The organism is Paracoccus sanguinis (assembly GCF_900106665.1).
Lineage (GTDB): Bacteria > Pseudomonadota > Alphaproteobacteria > Rhodobacterales > Rhodobacteraceae > Paracoccus > Paracoccus panacisoli.
Window position 1 is genome coordinate 222119 of the sequence record NZ_FNNA01000001.1, and the last position, 18930, is coordinate 241048.

At 71.8% G+C, this 18930-nt stretch carries 16 protein-coding genes and 2 tRNA genes; 12 read left to right on the top strand and 6 right to left on the bottom strand.

The features are described 5' to 3' along the window. Positions 1-3: 3 nt before the first annotated feature. Positions 4-630: an SOS response-associated peptidase gene (locus BLW17_RS01120; RefSeq protein ID WP_036735056.1), complete on the bottom strand. Its 627-nt coding sequence runs from the start codon at positions 628-630 to the stop codon at positions 4-6. 38 nt (positions 631-668) lie between these two features. Beyond that, a tRNA-Val gene (locus BLW17_RS01125) sits at positions 669-744 on the bottom strand. Between the two features lie 129 nt (positions 745-873). Here BLW17_RS01125 and BLW17_RS01130 point away from each other — a divergent pair. Then, positions 874-1572 carry a histidine utilization transcriptional repressor HutC gene (locus BLW17_RS01130; protein WP_036735053.1) on the top strand — a complete coding sequence of 233 codons (699 nt, stop codon included), beginning with the start codon at positions 874-876 and terminating at the stop codon, positions 1570-1572. A 40-nt stretch (positions 1573-1612) separates the two neighbouring features. Here BLW17_RS01130 and BLW17_RS01135 read toward each other — a convergent pair whose 3' ends face one another. After that, positions 1613-2968 carry a formimidoylglutamate deiminase gene (locus BLW17_RS01135; RefSeq protein WP_074825984.1) on the bottom strand — a complete coding sequence of 452 codons (1356 nt, stop codon included), beginning with the start codon at positions 2966-2968 and terminating at the stop codon, positions 1613-1615. 97 nt (positions 2969-3065) lie between these two features. Here BLW17_RS01135 and hutI point away from each other — a divergent pair, with 97 nt between their 5' ends. The 10 genes from hutI to BLW17_RS01185 all read left to right on the top strand — a co-directional run bounded on the left by hutI (position 3066) and on the right by BLW17_RS01185 (position 13512). Further along, positions 3066-4259 (top strand): imidazolonepropionase, encoded by a 1194-nt coding sequence (gene hutI, locus BLW17_RS01140; RefSeq protein WP_036730907.1) that lies wholly within the window; start codon positions 3066-3068, stop codon positions 4257-4259. Next, entirely contained in the window at positions 4252-5817 is a 1566-nt protein-coding gene (gene hutH / locus BLW17_RS01145) for a histidine ammonia-lyase (RefSeq protein WP_231572707.1), read from the top strand. The genes hutI and hutH overlap by 8 nt, the downstream gene beginning before the upstream one ends. Beyond that, complete coding sequence (locus BLW17_RS01150; protein ID WP_036730909.1) at positions 5814-7010, top strand: CaiB/BaiF CoA transferase family protein; 1197 nt, start codon at positions 5814-5816, stop codon at positions 7008-7010. Before hutH ends, BLW17_RS01150 begins: the two co-directional genes overlap by 4 nt. After that, entirely contained in the window at positions 7007-8164 is a 1158-nt protein-coding gene (locus tag BLW17_RS01155; RefSeq protein WP_036730911.1) for an acyl-CoA dehydrogenase family protein, read from the top strand. The genes BLW17_RS01150 and BLW17_RS01155 overlap by 4 nt, the downstream gene beginning before the upstream one ends. Before the next feature lie 12 nt (positions 8165-8176). Next, positions 8177-9874 carry a urocanate hydratase gene (gene hutU, locus BLW17_RS01160; protein WP_036730913.1) on the top strand — a complete coding sequence of 566 codons (1698 nt, stop codon included), beginning with the start codon at positions 8177-8179 and terminating at the stop codon, positions 9872-9874. Further along, positions 9871-10455 (top strand): HutD/Ves family protein, encoded by a 585-nt coding sequence (locus BLW17_RS01165; RefSeq protein WP_052176132.1) that lies wholly within the window; start codon positions 9871-9873, stop codon positions 10453-10455. The genes hutU and BLW17_RS01165 overlap by 4 nt, the downstream gene beginning before the upstream one ends. Before the next feature lie 76 nt (positions 10456-10531). Beyond that, positions 10532-11353 (top strand): transporter substrate-binding domain-containing protein, encoded by an 822-nt coding sequence (locus BLW17_RS01170; protein ID WP_036730915.1) that lies wholly within the window; start codon positions 10532-10534, stop codon positions 11351-11353. 63 nt (positions 11354-11416) lie between these two features. Then, positions 11417-12064, top strand: a complete 648-nt coding sequence (locus BLW17_RS01175) for an amino acid ABC transporter permease (RefSeq protein WP_036730917.1) — start codon at positions 11417-11419, stop codon at positions 12062-12064. Beyond that, a complete protein-coding gene (locus BLW17_RS01180; protein ID WP_036730919.1) occupies positions 12064-12726 on the top strand; it encodes an amino acid ABC transporter permease in 663 nt (220 codons plus the stop codon). Before BLW17_RS01175 ends, BLW17_RS01180 begins: the two co-directional genes overlap by 1 nt. 3 nt (positions 12727-12729) lie before the next feature. After that, complete coding sequence (locus tag BLW17_RS01185; RefSeq protein ID WP_036730921.1) at positions 12730-13512, top strand: amino acid ABC transporter ATP-binding protein; 783 nt, start codon at positions 12730-12732, stop codon at positions 13510-13512. A 212-nt stretch (positions 13513-13724) separates the two neighbouring features. On the opposite strand, the gene BLW17_RS01190 is transcribed toward BLW17_RS01185, so the two are convergent. From BLW17_RS01190 to BLW17_RS01200, 3 genes are all read right to left on the bottom strand, one after another. Beyond that, positions 13725-13799, bottom strand: a tRNA-Val gene (locus BLW17_RS01190). A gap of 163 nt (positions 13800-13962) precedes the next feature. Then, a complete protein-coding gene (gene lon / locus BLW17_RS01195) occupies positions 13963-16368 on the bottom strand; it encodes an endopeptidase La (RefSeq protein ID WP_036699805.1) in 2406 nt (801 codons plus the stop codon). Positions 16369-16530: 162 nt separating this feature from the next. Continuing rightward, positions 16531-17874, bottom strand: coding sequence for an ATP-binding protein (locus BLW17_RS01200; protein ID WP_036730923.1), 1344 nt, complete (start codon positions 17872-17874; stop codon positions 16531-16533). A gap of 105 nt (positions 17875-17979) precedes the next feature. On the opposite strand from BLW17_RS01200, the gene BLW17_RS01205 reads away from it, so the two are divergent. Continuing rightward, complete coding sequence (locus tag BLW17_RS01205; RefSeq protein ID WP_036730925.1) at positions 17980-18843, top strand: MBL fold metallo-hydrolase; 864 nt, start codon at positions 17980-17982, stop codon at positions 18841-18843. Positions 18844-18930: the final 87 nt, after the last annotated feature.

Genomic DNA, 18930 nt, shown 5'->3' on the forward strand with positions numbered 1-18930 from the left:
GGCTCAGCCCGGCGGATCCACCAGGCGGAGCGCCCCGTCCGGCAGCGGGCGCTGCAGGTGGCGCGCTACGGCCCAGTCGGCACCCATCCATGCCTGCCAGTCCGCGGGCGCGGTGAGGATCACCGGCATCGCCTTGGGGTGGACGGCGGCGACCTCGGCGTTCGGGGCGGTGGTGAGGAAGGCGAAGAGGTCGTCCACCGTCTCGCCGTCCCGGACCTTGCGCAGCGAACGCCAGCCGCGGGTCTCGATTCCGGCAAAGAACGCGGGCCGGTCGTCGGCGAGGGCGAACCACTGGTTGCCGCGGCCGGCGCCGCAGGGCTCGGCGAAGGCGGTGAGCGGCACGAGGCAGCGGTGCGCGGGGCCGAGCCACCGGCGCCAGTGGGGCGAGACGGTGTTGCGGATGTTCGTGACGCCGGGATCGCGGGCGGTGCGCAGATACTGCGGCGGTGACGGCATCCCCCAACGGGCGAGCGCCAGCGCCAGCCCTCCCTCGGCCGCGTGGCGGATGATCGGGGCGCGCTGGTCGGGGTAAAAATCCGCGGGGGCGAGGTTCACGCCGCGGTCGTCGAGCCCGGCGAAGAGCTGTCGCATCGCCTCTTGCGGGCGGCGGTGGGTGTAGAGGTTGCACATCCGGCGCGGCCTCCCTGGCCCGGTGGGGGGTGGCGGCATGGTGGGCGGTGAGGGGCTCGAACCCCCGACATCTTCGGTGTAAACGAAGCGCTCTACCAACTGAGCTAACCGCCCGCGCCGCCGCTTATGCGGCGCCCGGCGGGTGCGCGCAAGCACGCAGGGCGGCGCCCGTTCGGCAAGGGCGATTGCCGGGCGTCGGGAAAGCCCTATGCTTGGCCCTCCAGCCGCCCGGATGGTTCGCCGATGCCGCCCACGACCACCAGCTACCGCACCATCAAGGCCGACCTCCTGACCCGTATCCAGGCTGGCGAGTTCCCGCCCGGCACCCGCCTGCCCGACGAGATCGACCTCGCCGAGCGCTTCGGCGTCGCCCGCACCACCGTGGCCCGCGCCATGCGCGAGCTGGTCGACGACGGGCTGATCGAGCGGCGGCGCAAGGCCGGGACCCGCGTGAGGCTCGCCCCGCTCAGGCAGGCGCGGGTCAAGATCCCGCTCGTACGCGACGAGATCGGCGAGATGGGGGCGGAGTACGGCTACCGGCTGCTGCACTCGGCCATCACCCCCGCCCCGCCCGAGGCACAGGCGCGGCTGAAGATCGGGGCGCGGACCCGGGTGCGCCATCTGATCTGCCTGCATCTGGCGGACGGGGCGCCCTATCAGTTCGAGGATCGCTGGATCAACCTCGCCGCCGTCCCCGACGCCGCCGAGGCCGATTTCACCGAGAGCGGCCCGAACGAGTGGCTGGTCGGCAAGATCCCCTACAGCAGCGCCGAGATCGCCTTTTGCGCCGCCGAGGCCGACGCGGAGCAGTCCGCGGCGCTGGAGTGCGCCGCGGGGGCCGCGCTGTTCTGCATCGAGCGGCGGACCCAGTGGCAGCGGCGGGTGCTGACCTGCGTGCGGCTCGCCTATCGGCACGGCCACCGGCTGATGACGCGCTACTGACCGCCGCCGCAGGTGCTTGGGCCAGAAAGACTGTGGCGCCTCAGCCGTCCCGCAGCGGACGCACGGCGGCGCGGTAGGCGGCGGTGATTGCCTCACGCGCGACGTGGCGGCCGCCGCGGACCATGTGGCGCCCGCCCGACCAGACGTCGGCCACCATCTCGGGGCCGCCGGCCATGGCGAAGCTGTCGAGGATGGTGTCGCCCGCCAGCCCCTCGAGGTCCGGGTGGGTCATGTCGAGCGCGAGCAGGTCGGCCGGCTCGCCCACCGCGATCACCCCTGCCCCGCGCCCCGCCGCCTGGGCCCCGCCCCGCGCGGACGCCTCGAAAATGCGGCGCCCGGTGGACTGCTCGGCGGTGGCGAGCGCGGCGCGCGAGTGGTCGCGCAGGCGCTGGCTCGTCTCGAGCTGGCGCAGCTCTTCGGCGAGCGAGATGCGGATGTTGCTGTCCGAGCCGAGCGAGATCGCCCCCCCCGCCCCCATCCAGCGCACCCCGTCGAAGATCCCGTCGCCGAGGCTCGCCTCGGTGAGCGGGCAGAGGCCGGCGACCGCGCCGGTGCGGGCCAAGCCCTCGGTCTCTGCCGGGGTCATCTGGGTGAGGTGGATCAGGCACCAGCGCGGCGAGAGGTCGAGATGGTCGAGCGCCCATTCGACGGGCCGGGCGCCATAGGCGGCGCGGACCTCGTCGACCTCGGGGATCTGCTCGGCGAGGTGCATGTGGATCGGGCCGTCGGTGAGCGCGGCGAGCGGGGCGAAGTCCTCGGGCGCCACAGCGCGCAGCGAATGGGGGGCGACGCCGAGGCGGGCGTCGGGCAGCGGCGCCAGCGCCCGGGCCGCCGCCTCGACCAGCCGGGCGTAGCGCTCGGGGTCGTTGCCGAAGCGCAGCTGCCCGCCCGCGAGCGGCCGCCGGTCGCAGCCGCCGAAGCGGTAGAGCACCGGCAAGAGCGTCAGGCCCATGCCCGAGGTCGCCGCCGCCGCCGCGATTCGCGCCGACATCTCGGCGAGGTCCGCGTAGGGCTGCCCGCCCGGGGCGTGGTGCAGGTAGTGGAACTCGACAGTGCTGCCGAAGCCCGCCTCAAGCATCTGCATCTGCACGAGGGCGGCGATGGCCTCGACCTGCGCGGGGGTGATGGTCTCGAGAAAGCGGTACATCAGCGCCCGCCAGGTCCAGAAGCTGTCCTCGCCCGCCCCGCGCCGTTCGGTCAGACCCGCCATGGCGCGCTGGAAGGCATGCGAGTGGCTGTTGGCGGGCGCCGGGACCAGCACGCCCGCGCGGTGATCGCCGGGGGCGGCGGGCCCCTGCCCCACCGCGGCGATGCGCCCGTCGGGGCCGAGCGTGATCCGGACATCCCGCGCCCATCCCTCGGGCAGCAGCGCCTCGGCAGCGTGAAGATGGGCCATCGCGGGAACCTCGCTTGACAGGAATATGCGTAGTCATAATACTTGACACCGACGACGCGACAAGCCCGGGAATCGCTGCCCGGGGCCTGGGGGCCGAATGATCCTGACCGACGCGACCGTGGCCGAGGCCGCCCTGACCCACGAGGGGGTGGGCTTCACCGTCACCGAGGGGCAGGCGATCGCGCTCGACGGCGACCGGATCGCCTGGGTCGGACCCGCCGCCGAAGCGCCCGAAGGGCCGCGGCAGAGCCTCGGGGGGCGGCTGGTGACGGCGGGGCTGATCGACTGCCACACCCATCTGGTCCACGGCGGCGACCGCGCGGTCGAGTTCGACATGCGCCTGAACGGTGCCGCGTACGAAGAGATCGCGCGGGCCGGCGGCGGCATCCTGTCCACGGTCCGCGCCACCCGCGGGGCGTCGGACGCGGCGCTGCTCGACTCGGCGCTCGCCCGCGCCGACCATCTGATCGCCGAGGGGGTCACGACCATCGAGGTCAAGTCGGGCTACGGGCTCGACGTCGAGACCGAGCTGCGGATGCTGCGCACCGCCCGCCGGATCGCCACCGAGCGGCCGGTGCGGATCGTCACCACCTGGCTCGCCGCCCACGCGCTGCCGCCCGAGTACAAGGACGACCGCGCCGCCTATCTGCGCGAGGTCGCCATCGACGGGCTGGCCGCCGCCCATGCCGAAGGGCTGGTCGATGCGGTGGACGGGTTCTGCGAGGGGATCGCCTTTTCGGTGGCCGAGATGGAGCAGCTGTTCGACGCGGCGGACCGCCTCGGCCTGCCGGTCAAGCTGCACGCCGAGCAGCTCTCGGACCTCGGTGGCGCGGCGATGGCGGCGCGGCGCGGGGCGATCTCGGCCGACCATCTGGAACATCTCGGCGCCGACGGGATCGCGGCGATGGCCGACAGCGGCACGGTCGCGGTGATGCTGCCCGGCGCCTACTACACGCTGCGCGAGACGCAGGCCCCGCCCATCGCCGCGCTGCGGGCCGCGGGCGTGCCGATGGCGCTCGCCACCGACTGCAACCCCGGCACCTCGCCGCTGACCTCGCTGCTTCTGACCATGAACATGGGCGCCACGCTCTTCCGCATGACCCCGGCCGAATGCCTCGCGGGCGTCACCTCCCACGCCGCCCGGGCGCTGGGGCTGGACGACCGCGGCCGGATCGCGCCGGGGCTGCGCGCCGATCTGGCCGTCTGGAACGCCGCCCACCCGGCCGAGCTGAGCTACCGCATCGGCTACAACCCGCTTCACGCCCGCATCTTCGGAGGCGACCTTGCCTGACACGCTGACCCTCACCCCCGGCGCGGCCACCCTCGCCGATCTCGAGCGCATCTGGCGCGAGGGGCTGGCGGTCCGGCTCGACCCCTCGGCCCGCGCCGGGATCGAGGCGTCGGCCGCCCGGATCGCCGCCGCGGCCGCCGGGGACGCGCCGGTCTACGGGGTCAACACCGGCTTCGGCAAGCTCGCCTCGGTCCGCATCGCGCCCGACGACACGGCGACGCTGCAGCGCAACCTGATCCTGTCGCATTGCTGCGGCGTGGGCGACCCCATCGAGACGCCGACCGTGCGGCTCATCATGGCGCTGAAGCTGTTGAGCCTCGGGCGCGGCGCGTCGGGGGTGCGGCCGGTGCTGGTCGACCTGCTCGAGGCGATGCTGGCGCGCGGCGTGACCCCGGTGATCCCCGCGCAGGGATCCGTTGGCGCGTCGGGCGACCTCGCGCCGCTCGCCCACATGGCGGCGGTGATGTTGGGCGAGGGGCGCGCGATCCATGACGGCCGCGAGATGGGCGGCGCCGAGGCGCTGGCCGCCGCGGGCCGCTCTCCCGTCGCGCTGAGCGCCAAGGAGGGGCTGGCGCTGATCAACGGCACCCAGGTCTCGACCGCCTTCGCGCTGGCGGGGCTCTTCGACGGGTTCCGCGCGGCGCGAGCGGCGCTCGTCGCCTCGGCCATGTCCACCGACGCGATCATGGGCTCGACCGCGCCGCTGCTGGACGAGATCCACACGCTGCGCGGCCACCGCGGCCAGATCCTCGCCGCCCGGGTGATCCGGGGGCTGATGGAAGGCTCCGAGATCCGCGAGAGCCACCGCGAGGGCGACCAGCGCGTGCAGGACCCCTATTGCATCCGCTGCCAGCCGCAGGTCACCGGCGCCTGCCTCGACGTGCTGTGGCAGGCCGCCCGGACGCTCGAGGTCGAGGCGAACGCCGCGACCGACAACCCGCTGGTACTGTCGTCGTCGGGGCGGATCGTCTCGGGCGGGAACTTCCACGCCGAGCCGGTGGCCTTTGCCGCCGACCAGATCGCGCTGGCGCTGGCCGAGATCGGCGCGATCAGCCAGCGCCGCATCGCGCTGATGGTCGACCCGGCGATGAACTTCGGCCTGCCCGCGTTCCTCACGCCCGAGCCGGGGCTGAACAGCGGGCTGATGATTGCCGAGGTCACAAGCGCCGCGTTGATGAGCGAAAACAAGCATCTGGCGAACCCTTGTTCGACGGATTCGACCCCCACCAGCGCCAATCAGGAAGATCACGTCAGCATGGCGGCGCACGGGGCGCGGCGGCTCGCGCGGATGAACGCGAACCTCGCCCATATCGTCGGGATCGAGGCGATCTGCGCCGGGGCCGGGCTCGACGCGCGCGCGCCGCTGGCCACCTCGGCGCCGCTGGCCCGGGTGCTGGCCACGCTCCGCGAGGTCGTGCCGCCCATGGGTCAGGACCGCTATCTCGCGCCCGAGCTGACCGCGGCGGCGGGGCTGGTCGCGGGCGACGCGCTGGCAGAAGCCGCGGGCGGGTGCGAGGCCGTCCGGCCCGGCGCCTGGGCCGAGGGCTGGGGGGCATGAGCGGGCCCTTGGCCGGACTGCGCGTGCTCGACCTGACGCGCGTGCTCGCGGGGCCGTTCGCCACCGCGATCCTCGCCGATCTGGGGGCCGAGGTGGTCAAGCTCGAACCCCCCTCGGGCGACGATTACCGCGCCATCGGCCCGTTCCGCGACGGGGAATCGGCGCTCTTCGCGCTGACCAACCGCGGCAAGCGCTCGGTGGTGGTGGACCTCAAGGCGCCCGAGGGGCAGGCGCTGGCGCGCCGGATGGCCGCGGGGTGCGACGTGGTGGTCGAAAACTTCCGCCCCTGCGTCGCCGCGCGGCTGGGCCTCGGGGCCGAGGCACTGCGGGCCGAGAACCCGGGGCTGGTGGTCTGCTCGATCTCGGGCTTCGGCCAGTCGGGGCCGGACACCGCGCTGCCCGCCTATGACATCATCGTGCAGGCGCTCTCGGGCTGGATGGACGCGACCGGCGAGGCCGGCGGCGGCCCGCTGAAGGTCGGCGAGGCGCTCGGCGACGTAGCCGCTGGGCTTTACGCCGCGATCGGCATTCTCGCGGCGCTGGTCGGGCGGGGCCGCACCGGCGAAGGCGCGGCGCTCGACGTGGCGATGCTCGACTGCCTCGTGGCGATGCTGCCGACGAGCCACGCGCTGCACCTCTATGCCGGGCAGAGCGTCGCGCGGGTGGGCAACCGGCACCCGCTTTCGACCCCCTTCGGCGGCTACCGCACGGCCGATGGGCACGTGATCATCGCGGTGCTGGGCGCACGGCAGTTCGCGGCGCTCTGCCGGCTGGTCGGGCGCCCCGAGGCGGCCGACGACCCGCGCTTTGCGACCGACGAGTGGCGCACGGCGCATGAGCCCGAGATCCGGGCGCTGATCGAGGACTGGTCGGCGGGGCTGTCGACCGACGACGCGGTGGCGGCGCTGCGGGGGGCGGACATTCCCGCCGCGCCGATCCTGACGCTCGCGGGGCAGTTGGCCTCGGCGCACGCGCAGGCCCGCGACCTCGTCGCCGAGCTGCCGCATCACCGGCTGGGTCGCGCCCCGGTGGTGGGCCAGCCGCTGCGCTTCGATGGCGCGAAGCCTTTGGCCCCGACCGGCACGCCCGCGCTGGGCGCGGACACTCGCGCGGTGCTCGACGGGCTCGGGCTCAGCGCGGACCAGATCGCCGGGCTGGTCGCCGCCGGCATCGTGCAGGAGACGCAAGCATGAGCGCACACACCCACCGGCTGGCCGAGGGCGAGGCCGCCTTCCTCGACGTGCTCGCGCGCTTCTGCGCCGAGGAGATCGCGCCGAAGGCCGCGGCCACCGACGAGACCGGCGCCTTCGTCCACGACCAGCTTTCGGCACTGGCCGGGATCGGGATGATGGGCGCGAACCTGCCCGAGGCGTGGGGCGGGGCGGGCATCTCGGCCCCCGCGCTCTTCGAGGCGGTGGCGACCGTCGCAGGCGCCTGCGGCTCGACCGTTTCGGCGCTGACGGCGCATTACCTTGCCACCGACTCGGTCCTGATCGGCGCCGACGACGAATTGCGGGCCCGCATCCTGCCGGCGGCGGCCGAGGGGCGGGCGCTCGGCGCCTTTGCCCTGACCGAGCCGAATGCCGGCTCGGACCCCGCCGACATGAAGACCCGCGCCACGCGCGAGGGCGACGGCTGGCGGATCAAGGGCCGCAAGTGCTTCATCTCGAACGGGGGCGTGGCGGATTTCCTCGTCGTCTATGCGGTCACCGACCCGGCGGCGGGCCACCGCGGCATCTCGGCCTTCGTGGTCGAGAAGGGCACGCCCGGCCTGACCCCCGGCCGGGTCGAGCAGACCATGGGCCTGCGCGGCGGCCATGTGTGGGAACTCGACCTCGACCTGATGGTGCCTGACGCGAACCGCCTCGGCCCCGAGGGCAGCGGCTTTCGCACCGCCATGGCGGTGCTGGACAACGGCCGGATCGAGGTCGCGGCGATGGCCGTGGGCATCGCCCGCGCGGCGCTGGCCGCGGCGCGGGACTGGGCCAAGTCGCGCATCATCGGCGGCGCGCCTCTGGCCCAACGGCAGGGCATCCAGTGGATGCTGGCCGACATGGCCACCGACCTGGCCGCCGCCGAGCTGATGGGCCACGAGGCCGCCCGCCAGCGCCAGGCGCTGCACGACGGGACCGGCGGGCGCTTCGGCATGGCCGCGAGCCAGGCCAAGCTCTTCGCCTCGGAAGCCGCGGGGCGCATCGCCGATGCCGCGCTGCAGATCTACGGCGGCTACGGCTTCACCCGCGACTTCCCGCTTGAACGCATGGTCCGCGACCTGCGGATCATGCGCATCTACGAGGGATCGTCCGAGATCCAGCGCAACGTCATCGCCGGCCGACTGCTCGCCTGAAAGGACCGCCCCATGACCGAGACGCGACCCACGAACCCGCGCCACAACGCCCGCGACATCTATCCGGCCACCGGCACCGAGATCAGCGCGAAAAGCTGGCTGACCGAGGCGCCGCTCAGGATGCTGATGAACAACCTGCACCCGGACGTGGCCGAGAACCCGCATGAGCTGGTGGTCTATGGCGGCATCGGCCGCGCCGCCCGCACGTGGGAGGATTTCGACCGGATCGCCGCCAGCCTGCGGGCGCTCGACGAGGACCAGACGCTGCTCGTCCAGTCCGGCAAGCCGGTCGGCGTGTTCCAGACCCACAAGGACGCGCCGCGGGTGCTGATCGCCAACTCGAACCTCGTGCCGCACTGGGCGACGTGGGAGCATTTCAACGAACTCGACCGCAAGGGTCTGGCCATGTACGGGCAGATGACGGCGGGCTCGTGGATCTACATCGGCACGCAGGGCATCGTGCAGGGGACGTATGAGACGTTCGCCGAGGCCGGGCGGCAGCATTACGGCGGCGACCTCAAGGGGCGGTGGATCCTGACCGCAGGGCTCGGCGGCATGGGCGGCGCGCAGCCCTTGGCGGCGGTGATGGCCGGGGCCTGCTGCCTCGCCGTCGAGTGCGACGAGACCCGCGCCGATTTCCGCATCCGCACCCGCTATTGCGACGAAAAGACCCACAGCCTCGACGAGGCGCTGGCGATGATCGACCGCTGGACCAAGGCGGGCGAGGCCAAGTCGGTGGCGCTGATCGGCAACGCCGCCGAGGTGTTCCCCGAAATCTTCCGCCGGATGCAGGCGGGCGGCATGCGCCCTGACATCGTGACCGACCAGACCTCGGCCCACGACCCGCTGCACGGCTACCTGCCGCTCGGCTGGTCGGTCGCCGAGTGGCGCGCCCGGCAGGAGACCGAGCCGCAGGCGGTCGAGCACGCCGCCCGCGCAGCGATGAAACAGCACGTTGCGGCGATGGTGGATTTCTGGAACGCGGGCGTGCCGACGGTCGATTACGGCAACAACATCCGGCAGGTGGCGCTCGAGGAAGGGCTCGAGAACGCCTTTGCCTTTCCCGGCTTCGTGCCCGCCTACATCCGGCCGCTCTTCTGCCGCGGCATCGGGCCGTTCCGCTGGGCAGCGCTCTCGGGCGACCCAGAGGACATCTACAAGACCGACGCGAAGATGAAGGAGCTGTTCCCCGAGAACGCCCATCTGCACAAATGGCTCGACATGGCGCGCGAGCGCATCGCCTTCCAGGGCCTGCCCGCGCGGATCATGTGGATCGGCCTGGGCGACCGGCACCGGGCGGGTCTGGCGATCAACGAGATGGTCCGCAATGGCGAGCTGAAGGCGCCGGTGGTGATCGGCCGCGACCACCTCGATTCCGGGTCGGTGGCCAGCCCCAACCGCGAGACCGAGGCGATGAAGGACGGCTCGGACGCGGTGTCGGACTGGCCGCTGCTCAACGCGCTTCTGAACACCGCGAGCGGCGCGACCTGGGTCTCGCTGCACCACGGCGGCGGCGTGGGGATGGGGTTCAGCCAGCACTCGGGCATGGTGATCTGCTGCGACGGGTCCGAGGACGCCGACCGGCGCCTCGCCCGCGTGCTGTGGAACGATCCGGCCACGGGCGTCATGCGCCACGCCGATGCGGGCTATGACATCGCGCTGGATTGCGCGCGCGAGCATGGGCTGAACCTGCCCGGCATCCTCGGATGAGGATCGTCCGCCGCGCCGAGCTGACCGGGCAGCCGTGGCGGAACGGCGGCGGGGTGACGTGGCAGATCGCCGCCGGCCCCGAGGGCGCCGACGTGGCGGCCTTCGACTGGCGGCTCAGCATGGCCGAGGTGGCCGCGGACGGGCCGTTCTCGGCCTTTCCCGGCATCGACCGGACGCTGACGCTGATCGAGGGCGCAGGTCTGGCGCTCGACTTCGGCGGGGGGACGGTGCGGCTCGCGCCGGGCGACGCGCCGCTGAGCTTTCCGGGAGAGGCGCCGGTGACGGGACGGCTCATCGCCGGGCCGGTGATCGACCTCAACGTGATGACCCGCCGCGGGGTGCTGAGCCACCACGTCGAGCCGCTGGCCGCAGGCGAGGCCGCCCCTGCGGGGACGGTGGCGCTGGTGGCGCTCAGCCCCCAGCCGGGACCGGCGGGCGGCGCGGGGCTCGCCCCCGGCGACACGCTGCTGGCCGATCCGGCGGGCGGTCTGGACGGATTGGCGGCAGCCGGCCCCGCGCTGGCCGTCGTCCTGCGGCCGGCCCGCCCGCAACGCTGGATTTCCGGTGCGGCCGACGCTTAGATCGGCCCGCCACATCAGCGGCGCCCGCCGGGCAGGACGCCGCGTTCAACCCGCCCGACAGGAGAGGACCGACACCATGACCATCCGCACCACCCTGCGCGCCGCGCTGCTGGGCGCCGCGACGCTTGCCTTTGCCGCCACCGGCGCGCTGGCCGACCAGCTCGCCGACATCAAGGCCGCGGGCAAGATCGTCACCGCGACCGACATGCACTACGCCCCCTTCGACATGCTGAACAACGGCACCTACGAGGGCATGACCAAGGACCTGTTCGACGAGGTCGCCAAGGAAATCGGCGTCGAGCCGGTCTATCAGGACATCCCCTGGACGGCCGAGCTGCCGGGCCTCGAGGTCGGCAAGTTCGACATCGTGATCGCCCCGGTCACCGTGACGGCCGAGCGGCTCGAGCGCTACACCTTCACCCCGCCGATCGCCGACGCGACCGTGTCGCTGGTCAAGGCGGCCTCGAACAAGGACCTGACCAAGCCCGAGGACATCAAGGGCAAGACCGTCGGCGTCCAGCAGGGCACCGCGCAGTTCCGCCAGCTCGACGCCTATGGCAAGGAGCTGGGTGGCGTCACCGTCAAGGAATACGGCACCACCGACGAGGCCTATGCCGACCTCGCCGCGGGCCGTCTGGACGCGGTCGCGGGCTCGCTGCCGAACCTCACCTATCTGGTGAAGAACCGCCCCGAGACCTTCGCGCTCTTCGAGCCGGCGCAGTTCGGCAAGCCCAGCTACTTCGCCTGGGTGCTGCGCAAGGGCGACGAGACCGAGAGCTTCCGCAAGGCCATCGAGGACGCGATGAAGAAGATGACCGCGGACGGCCGCGTGAAGGCGATCCAGGAAAAGTGGCTCGGCGCCTATACCGAGCTGCCGATCGAGCCGACCGCCAACTGATCGCGTGAACCGGCCGGGCGGGACAGCCGCCCGGCCGCCTGCTTCCTTCGCTGACGGGCGCCCATGTTCTCGGTCCAGACCTTCCTCGACGCCTTCCTGCCGCTCGCCTGGGCGGCCCGGCAGACGCTGCTCGTCTCGGTCCTCGGCATCGCGCTGGGGTTGGTGATCGGGGTCGCGGTCTGCGCCATGCGGCTGTCCGGCTCGGGCGTGCTGCGCTGGATCGGGGCGCTGTGGGTCAGCTTCCTGCGCGGGGTGCCGCTGCTCGTGCAGCTTCTGCTGATGTTCTACCTGCTGCCGGTGATCGGCATCGACGTGCCGCCGCTGGTCGCCGCCGTGGTCACCGTCGGCATCTGCGCCAGCGCCTATATCTCGGAAATCTGGCGCGGCGCGATCGCCGCCCTGCCCCGCGGCCAGGCCGAGGCGGCGCAGGCCATCGGCATGGCGCCGGTGGCGATCTGGCGTCGGATCATCCTGCCGCAGGCGGTGGTGATGTCGCTGCCGGCGCTGGTCAACGAGCTGATCCTGATGGTGAAGGCCTCCTCGCTCGTCTCGGTCGTGGGGATCATGGAGCTGACCCGCGCCAGCCAGGCCCAGGCCGCCACGACCTTCCGGCCGCTTGAGGTCTACCTCGCCGCGGCCTGCATCTATCTGGCCATCAACCTCTGCCTCGCCGCCGCCGGCCGCTGGCTGGAAGTGCGGAGCGCGGTGTGATGGACCTGTCGATCCTTCAGCAATACGGGCCGATGCTGCTGCGCGGCTTTGGCGTGACGGTGTTCTGCTGGCTCGCCGGCACGGTGCTCAGCATGGCCTTGGGTCTCGTGATCGCGCTGATCCAGCGCTACGGGCCGCGCTGGGTCAACTGGCTGCTGCGCGTCTATATCGAGGTGATCCGCGGCACCCCGTTTCTCGTCCAGCTTTTCGTGCTGTATTATGGCGGGCCGCTGGTCGGTCTCAGGCTCGACGCGCTGACGGCGGGGCTGGTGGGGCTGACGGTCTATGGCAGCACCTATTTTGCCGAGATCTTCCGCTCGGGCTTCAACGCCGTCCCGCGCGGCCAGATCGAGGCGGCCCGCGCCGTGGGCCTGTCCGAGCCCGTGATCGTCCGCCGCATCCTCTTGCCGCTGGCGCTCGTCTCGGCGCTGCCGGCGCTGGTCAACTTCTCGATCATCCTGACCAAGGAAACGGTGATCCTGTCGATCATCACCGTGCCCGAGCTGATGTATCAGGTGCAGCGGATGTCGACCGAGACCTTCCGCTTCCTCGAGGCGAACTTCGTCCTCGCGCTGTTCTTCTGGGGGCTGGTCGAGACGATCTCGCGGCTCGGGCGCCGGCTCGAGGCGCGCGTCACCCGCCATCTCATCGAAAGGAGCTGAGGCATGGCCGACGCCGCCTCTGTCGACATCCGCAAGGTCAGCAAGTTCTTCGGCCCCTTCCAGGCGCTGAAGGAGGTCGACCTGCACATCCCGCCCGGCAAGGTGACCTGCCTCATCGGCCCCTCGGGGTCGGGCAAGTCCACGCTTCTGCGCTGCATCAACTTCCTTGAGGAATACGACTCGGGCGAGGTCCGCATCGACGATTGGCTGATCGGCTACGAGAGCCCCGGCGGGCGCAGGATGAGCGGGCGCCGTCTGCGCGAGATGCGGCGCGAGATCGGGATGGTGTTCCAGCAGTTCAATCTGTGGCCGCACATGACGGCGCTGCAGAACGTGGCCGAGGGGTTGCAGCAGGTGCGCGGCCTCTCGCGCGCGGCGGCCGAGGCCGAGGCGCGGGCGGCGCTCGACAAGGTGGGGCTGGGCGACAAGACCGCGAACCATCCCGGGCGGCTGTCGGGCGGCCAGCAGCAGCGGGTCGCCATCGCGCGCGCCATCGCCATGCAGCCCCGCGTAATGCTGTTCGACGAGCCGACCTCGGCGCTCGACCCCGAGCTGGTGGGCGAGGTGCTGTCGGTGATGAAGCGCCTGGCCGCCGAGGGCATGACCATGGTCGTCGTGACCCACGAGATGGGCTTTGCCGCCCATGTCGCCGACCGCGTGGCGTTCATGGAACGCGGCGAGATGGTCGCCGTCGGCTCACCGGCCGAGATCTTCGCCCGCCCCGAAGACCCGCGCATCCGGTCGTTCCTGCAGAGCTATCACGAGCGCAACGCGTTCGAGGTGTGAGCGGCAGCGCGCGGGGAGATTGGCCGGCGCGCGACGCTGTCCCGCTGTCCCGACCGCGACCGACTGGCGGGCCGATTTGGCGACGTCCGGTCTCGTGCCGGCAGGGCCGGCGTTCCCCCGCGACCCCGGGCGGCAGCCGGTCACGCCACCCTGCCCCGGCATCGGGACGGAAAAGGCGCCGGGGCCTTTCAGCCTCGGCGCCTCGGGAATGATGGTGGGCGATAACGGATTTGAACCGCTGACATCTTCGATGTGAACGAAGCGCTCTACCGCTGAGCTAATCGCCCGGTAGCGGGGTTCTTAGTCCGGGACGCACCCGGCGGCAAGCCCCCTTTTCACGGGTTTTCGCCATCCGTCCCGCTCCGCATCCAAGGCGCCACCGCACCCCTGCGCCAACGAAAAGGGCGCGCGCCTTTCGACGCGCGCCCCTGTTCTCTCGGCCTCAGGCCCTCAGTGGGCCGTGGGCGCCGCCGCGCTCTCGCGCAGCGCGGCGAGGCGCTTGGCCTCGGCGATCTCCCACGCGGCCTCGTCCCACTCCATCGGCTCGGGCATCCGCACCAGCGCGTGCTTCAGGACCTCGCGGACGTTCGAGACCGGGATGATCGTCAGCCCCTCCTTCACGTTGGCGGGGATGTCGGCCAGATCCTTCTCATTCTCCTGCGGGATCAGCACCGTGCGGATGCCGCCGCGCAGCGCCGCGAGAAGCTTCTCCTTCAGCCCGCCGATGGCCAGCGCGTTGCCGCGCAGCGTGACCTCGCCCGTCATCGCCACGTCCTTGCGGACCGGGATGCCGGTCATCACGCTGACGACCGAGGTGACCATCGCCAGACCCGCCGACGGCCCGTCCTTGGGCGTCGCGCCCTCGGGAACGTGGACGTGGATGTCCCGCTTCGAGAACTGCGGCGGCTCGATCCCCAGCTCGGGCGCGACCGAACGGACGAAGCTGGCGGCGGCGTCGATGGATTCCTTCATCACGTCGCCGAGCTTGCCGGTCGTCTTCATCACGCCCTTGCCGGGCAGCTTCAGGGCCTCGATCTGCAACAGATCACCACCCGTCTGCGTCCAGGCGAGGCCCGTCACCACGCCGACCTGATCGTCCTTCTCGGCCAGGCCATAGCGGTGCCGGCGGACGCCCAGATAGGCCTCGGCCTTCTCGGGCGTCACCTCGACGGACTTGACCGTCCCCTTCAGGATCTCGGTCACGGCCTTCCGCGCCAGCTTGGCGATCTCTCGCTCGAGGTTCCGCACCCCCGCCTCGCGGGTGTAGTAGCGGATGACATGGGTCAGCGCCTCGTCGGTCACCGAGAACTCGCCCTTGCGCAGGCCGTTCGCCTTGATCTGCTTGGGCAGCAGGTGCTGGCGCGCGATCTCGCGCTTCTCGTCCTCGGTGTAGCCGGCGAGAGAGATGATCTCCATCCGGTCAAGCAGCGGCCCCGGCATGTTGTAGCTGTTGGCCGTGGTCAGGAACATCACGTTGGACAGGTCGTACTCCACCTCGAGATAGTGGTCCACGAAGGTCGCGTTCTGTTCCGGGTCCAGCACCTCAAGCATCGCCGACGCCGGGTCGCCCCGGAAATCCTGCCCCATCTTGTCGATCTCATCGAGCAGGATGAGCGGGTTCGTCGTCTTGGCCTTCTTCAGCGCCTGGATGATCTTGCCGGGCATCGAGCCGATGTAGGTGCGCCGGTGACCGCGGATCTCGGATTCGTCCCGCACCCCGCCCAGCGAGATGCGGATGAACTCGCGCCCCGTGGCCTTGGCGACCGAGCGGCCGAGCGAGGTCTTGCCGACGCCGGGCGGGCCGACGAGGCAGAGGATCGGCCCCTTCAGCTTGTCCGAGCGGGTCTGGACGGCGAGATACTCGACGATCCGCTCCTTGACCTTCTCGAGCCCGTAGTGGTCGGCGTCGAGCACGCGCTCGGCCGCGCCGAGGTCACGCCGGGTGCGCGACTTGACGCCCCACGGCAGGCTCAAGAGCCAGTCGAGGTAGTTGCGGCTGACCGTGGCCTCGGCCGACATCGGCGACATCGCCTTGAGCTTCTTCAGCTCGCCCAGCGCCTTTTCACGGGCTTCCTTGCTGAACTTGGTCTTGGCGATCTTCTCTTCGAGCTCGGCGAGTTCGTTCTGGCCCTCGTCGCCATCGCCCAGCTCGCGCTGGATCGCCTTCATCTGCTCGTTGAGATAGTACTCGCGCTGCGTCTTCTCCATCTGGTTCTTGACGCGGCTCTTGATCTTCTTCTCGACCTGCAGAACCGACATCTCACCCTGCATCAGGCCATAGACCTTCTCGAGCCGCTGGGCGACGTCGAGCGTCTCGAGCAGCTCCTGCTTGCGGGCGATGTCGATGCCGAGGTGGCCCGAGACGAGATCGGCCAGCCGGCGCGGGTCAGCCGCCTCGGCCACCGAGGCCACGGCCTCCTCGGGGACGTTCTTGCGGATCTTGACGTATTTCTCGAACTCTTCGGCGACCGCGCGCAGCATCGCGGCGGCGCTTTCGGCGTCCCCGTCGGTCTCCTCGAGCGGTTCGGCCGAGGCTTCGAAATACTTCGGATTGTCGGCAAATCCGGTGATGCGGACACGGCTCTGCCCCTCGACCAGCACCTTGACGGTGCCATCGGGCAGCTTGAGCAGTTGCAGCACGTTGGCCAGCACCCCGGTTTCGTAGATGCCGTCGCTGTCGGGCTCATCGACCGAGGCGTCGCGCTGCGCCGCCAGAAGGATCGGCCGATCCTGCGCCATGACGGCCTCGAGCGCCCGCACCGACCGCTCGCGCCCGACGAAGAGCGGAACGATCATGTGCGGAAACACAACGATGTCGCGAAGCGGCAGCACCGGATAGGTGGTGGTATCGGTCATCTGTCGTCCTTTCCTGCCCGGACCGGACGGCCCCCAAGATGGCGGGCACAGGCGGTCCTGCTTGTGAATGCAATCTAGGAACCGCAAAGCCGTGCTGCAATCCCGGCAACCCGTCGCGCGCGCTTGTGATCACAACGCGTCTGCGGCGCGGCCGGGCGGCCGTCAGCGCGGGATCGTGACCTCGGCCCTGAGGCCGCCGAGCCGGTGACCCTGCGTCAGCCGCAGCGTGCCGCCGTGGCCGCGCACGATCTCGTCGGCGATGGCGAGGCCGAGCCCCGTCCCCTGCCCCTGGTCCTGGTTGCGCGCGGGGTCGAGGCGCACGAAGGGGCGCAGCGCGTCCTCACGCCGGTCGGCGGGGATGCCGGGGCCATCGTCCTCGACCGCGATGCGAAAGCTGCGCGCGGTCACCGCCGCCTCGATCTCGGCGCGGGTGCCGTAGCGGACGGCGTTGCCGATCAGGTTCTCGATCGCCCGCCGCAGGGCCATCGGCCGCAGCGAGAGCGTGGTGCCCGCAGCCGGGTCGGCCGAGAACCCCGCCAGCCGCACCGCCTGCCCGCCGCGCTGCGCATCGGCGACGATATCCTCGAGGAAGGCGCGGGCCTCGACCGGCTCGGTCACCGTCTCCTGCGCCTTGGCGCGGACGTGGTCGAGGAAACCCTCGATCATCGTCCCCATCTCGGCCACGTCGCGCTCCATATCCGCGATCTCGGCGCGCTCGGGCGGCAGGTCCGGCGAGAGCATCGAGAGCCCGAGCCTGAGCCGGGTCAGCGGCGTCCTCAGGTCGTGGCTGATCCCCGACAGCATCAGCTTGCGCTGCTCGTTCTGGCGCTCGATCCGGCCGCGCATCTCGACGAAGGCGCGCCCGGCGCTGCGGACCTCGGCGGCGCCGGCCGGGCGGTAGGGCAGGATCTGGCCGCGGCCGTAGGCCTCGGCGGCGATGGCGAGGCGGCGGATGGGCCTCAGCTGGTTGCGCAGGAAGATCGAGGCGATGCCGCTCATCAAGAGCGAGGTGCCGAGCATCAGCACCAGCAGCTGGTGCGGGTTCGAGGCAGTGAGCCGGCTGCGCGGAAAGTCCAGCACGAAGGGCCGCCCGCCGCCGACCAGCACCCGGACCCGGCGGATGTCGCGCAGGTCCACGGTCTCGACCGTCGGCACCGCCGCGTGCAAGGCCGAGATCACCACCCGGCCCGAGAGGTCGTAGAAGCGCCGCGCCTCGACCAGCCCCTCGGGGGCGGGCAGTTCGAGCGTCAGGCCCAGCGGCACGGCGATCTCGTTGCCTGCGGCGCGGGCGGCCTCGATGTCGGCGGCGCCCTCGACCCAGTCGGCGATCAGCTCAAGCTCGGCCGCCGCCGAGCGGACCATCTGCCGGGTCACGTCCTCGAAGTGGCGCTGCAGGAACATGACGGTGACGACCAGCGTCACCACCACCACCGGCAGGAACAGGATCAGCGCGGCCCGGCCGTAGAGCCCGCGCGGCATCAGTCGCTTGAGCCAGTCGAAGTTCATCGCCCTTCCCGCCTGCCGCACCCCGGCCCGCCTGCGCCGGCCACCTCGCGCGGCCGACTGGCCGCGCCGCTTGCGCCCGCCGCGCAGCCGGTCCAGCCTAGTCGGATGAGCGAGCCTGCGAAAGTGCGCGTGATCCGCGCCGACAACCCCTCGCCCCTGACCGGGCCGGGCACCAACAGCTTCCTGATCGGCACCGACGAGGTCGCCGTCATCGACCCCGGCCCCGACGACCCGGCCCATGTCGCGGCGATCCTCGAGGCGGCCGAGGGCCGCATCTCGCATATCCTCGTGACCCATCCGCACCTCGACCACTCGGCCGCCGTGCCGCGCCTCGCCGCGGCGACGGGGGCGCCGGTGATGGCGTTCGGCACCGCCGAGGCGGGGCGCTCGCCCCCCATGCAGCGGCTGGCCGAAGCCGGGGCCGTGGGCGGCGGCGAGGGCGCCGATGCGGCCTTCCGCCCCGACGTGACGCTGGCCGACGGCGACGTGCTCTGCGGCGCGGGGTGGGAGATCACGGCGATCCACACCCCCGGCCACATGGGCAGCCACCTGAGCTTCCGGCTGGGCGATGCGGTGCTCTGCGGCGATCTGGTGATGGGGTGGGCGACGACGCTGATCTCGCCGCCGGACGGCGATCTGGTAGACTATCTGCGCAGCCTCGAGCACCTCGCGCTGCTGGCGCCCCGCGTGCTCTATCCCGCGCATGGCGACCCGGTGACGGACCCCCTGCCCCGCCTCGCCGAACTCGCCGCCCACCGTCGCACCCGCACGGCCCAGATCCTCGCGGCGTTGGACGCCGCGCCCGGCACCGCCGAGGCCCTCGCCGCGCGCATCTACACCGAGATCCCCGCCGCGCTGCTGCCCGCCGCCACGCGCAACGTGCTGGCCCATCTCGTGGCGCTGGGCGACCTTGGCGCGGTCGTGCCCGAGGGCGGGCTGACGGCCGGGGCGGTCTGGTCGCGCGCCTGAACCGCGTCGCCGCGGGGGCCGGGGAGCGAACGTAACGGCGAGGCGAAAATTTCTCGGCGCCCCCTCTGGACGCACCCGCCACCCGCT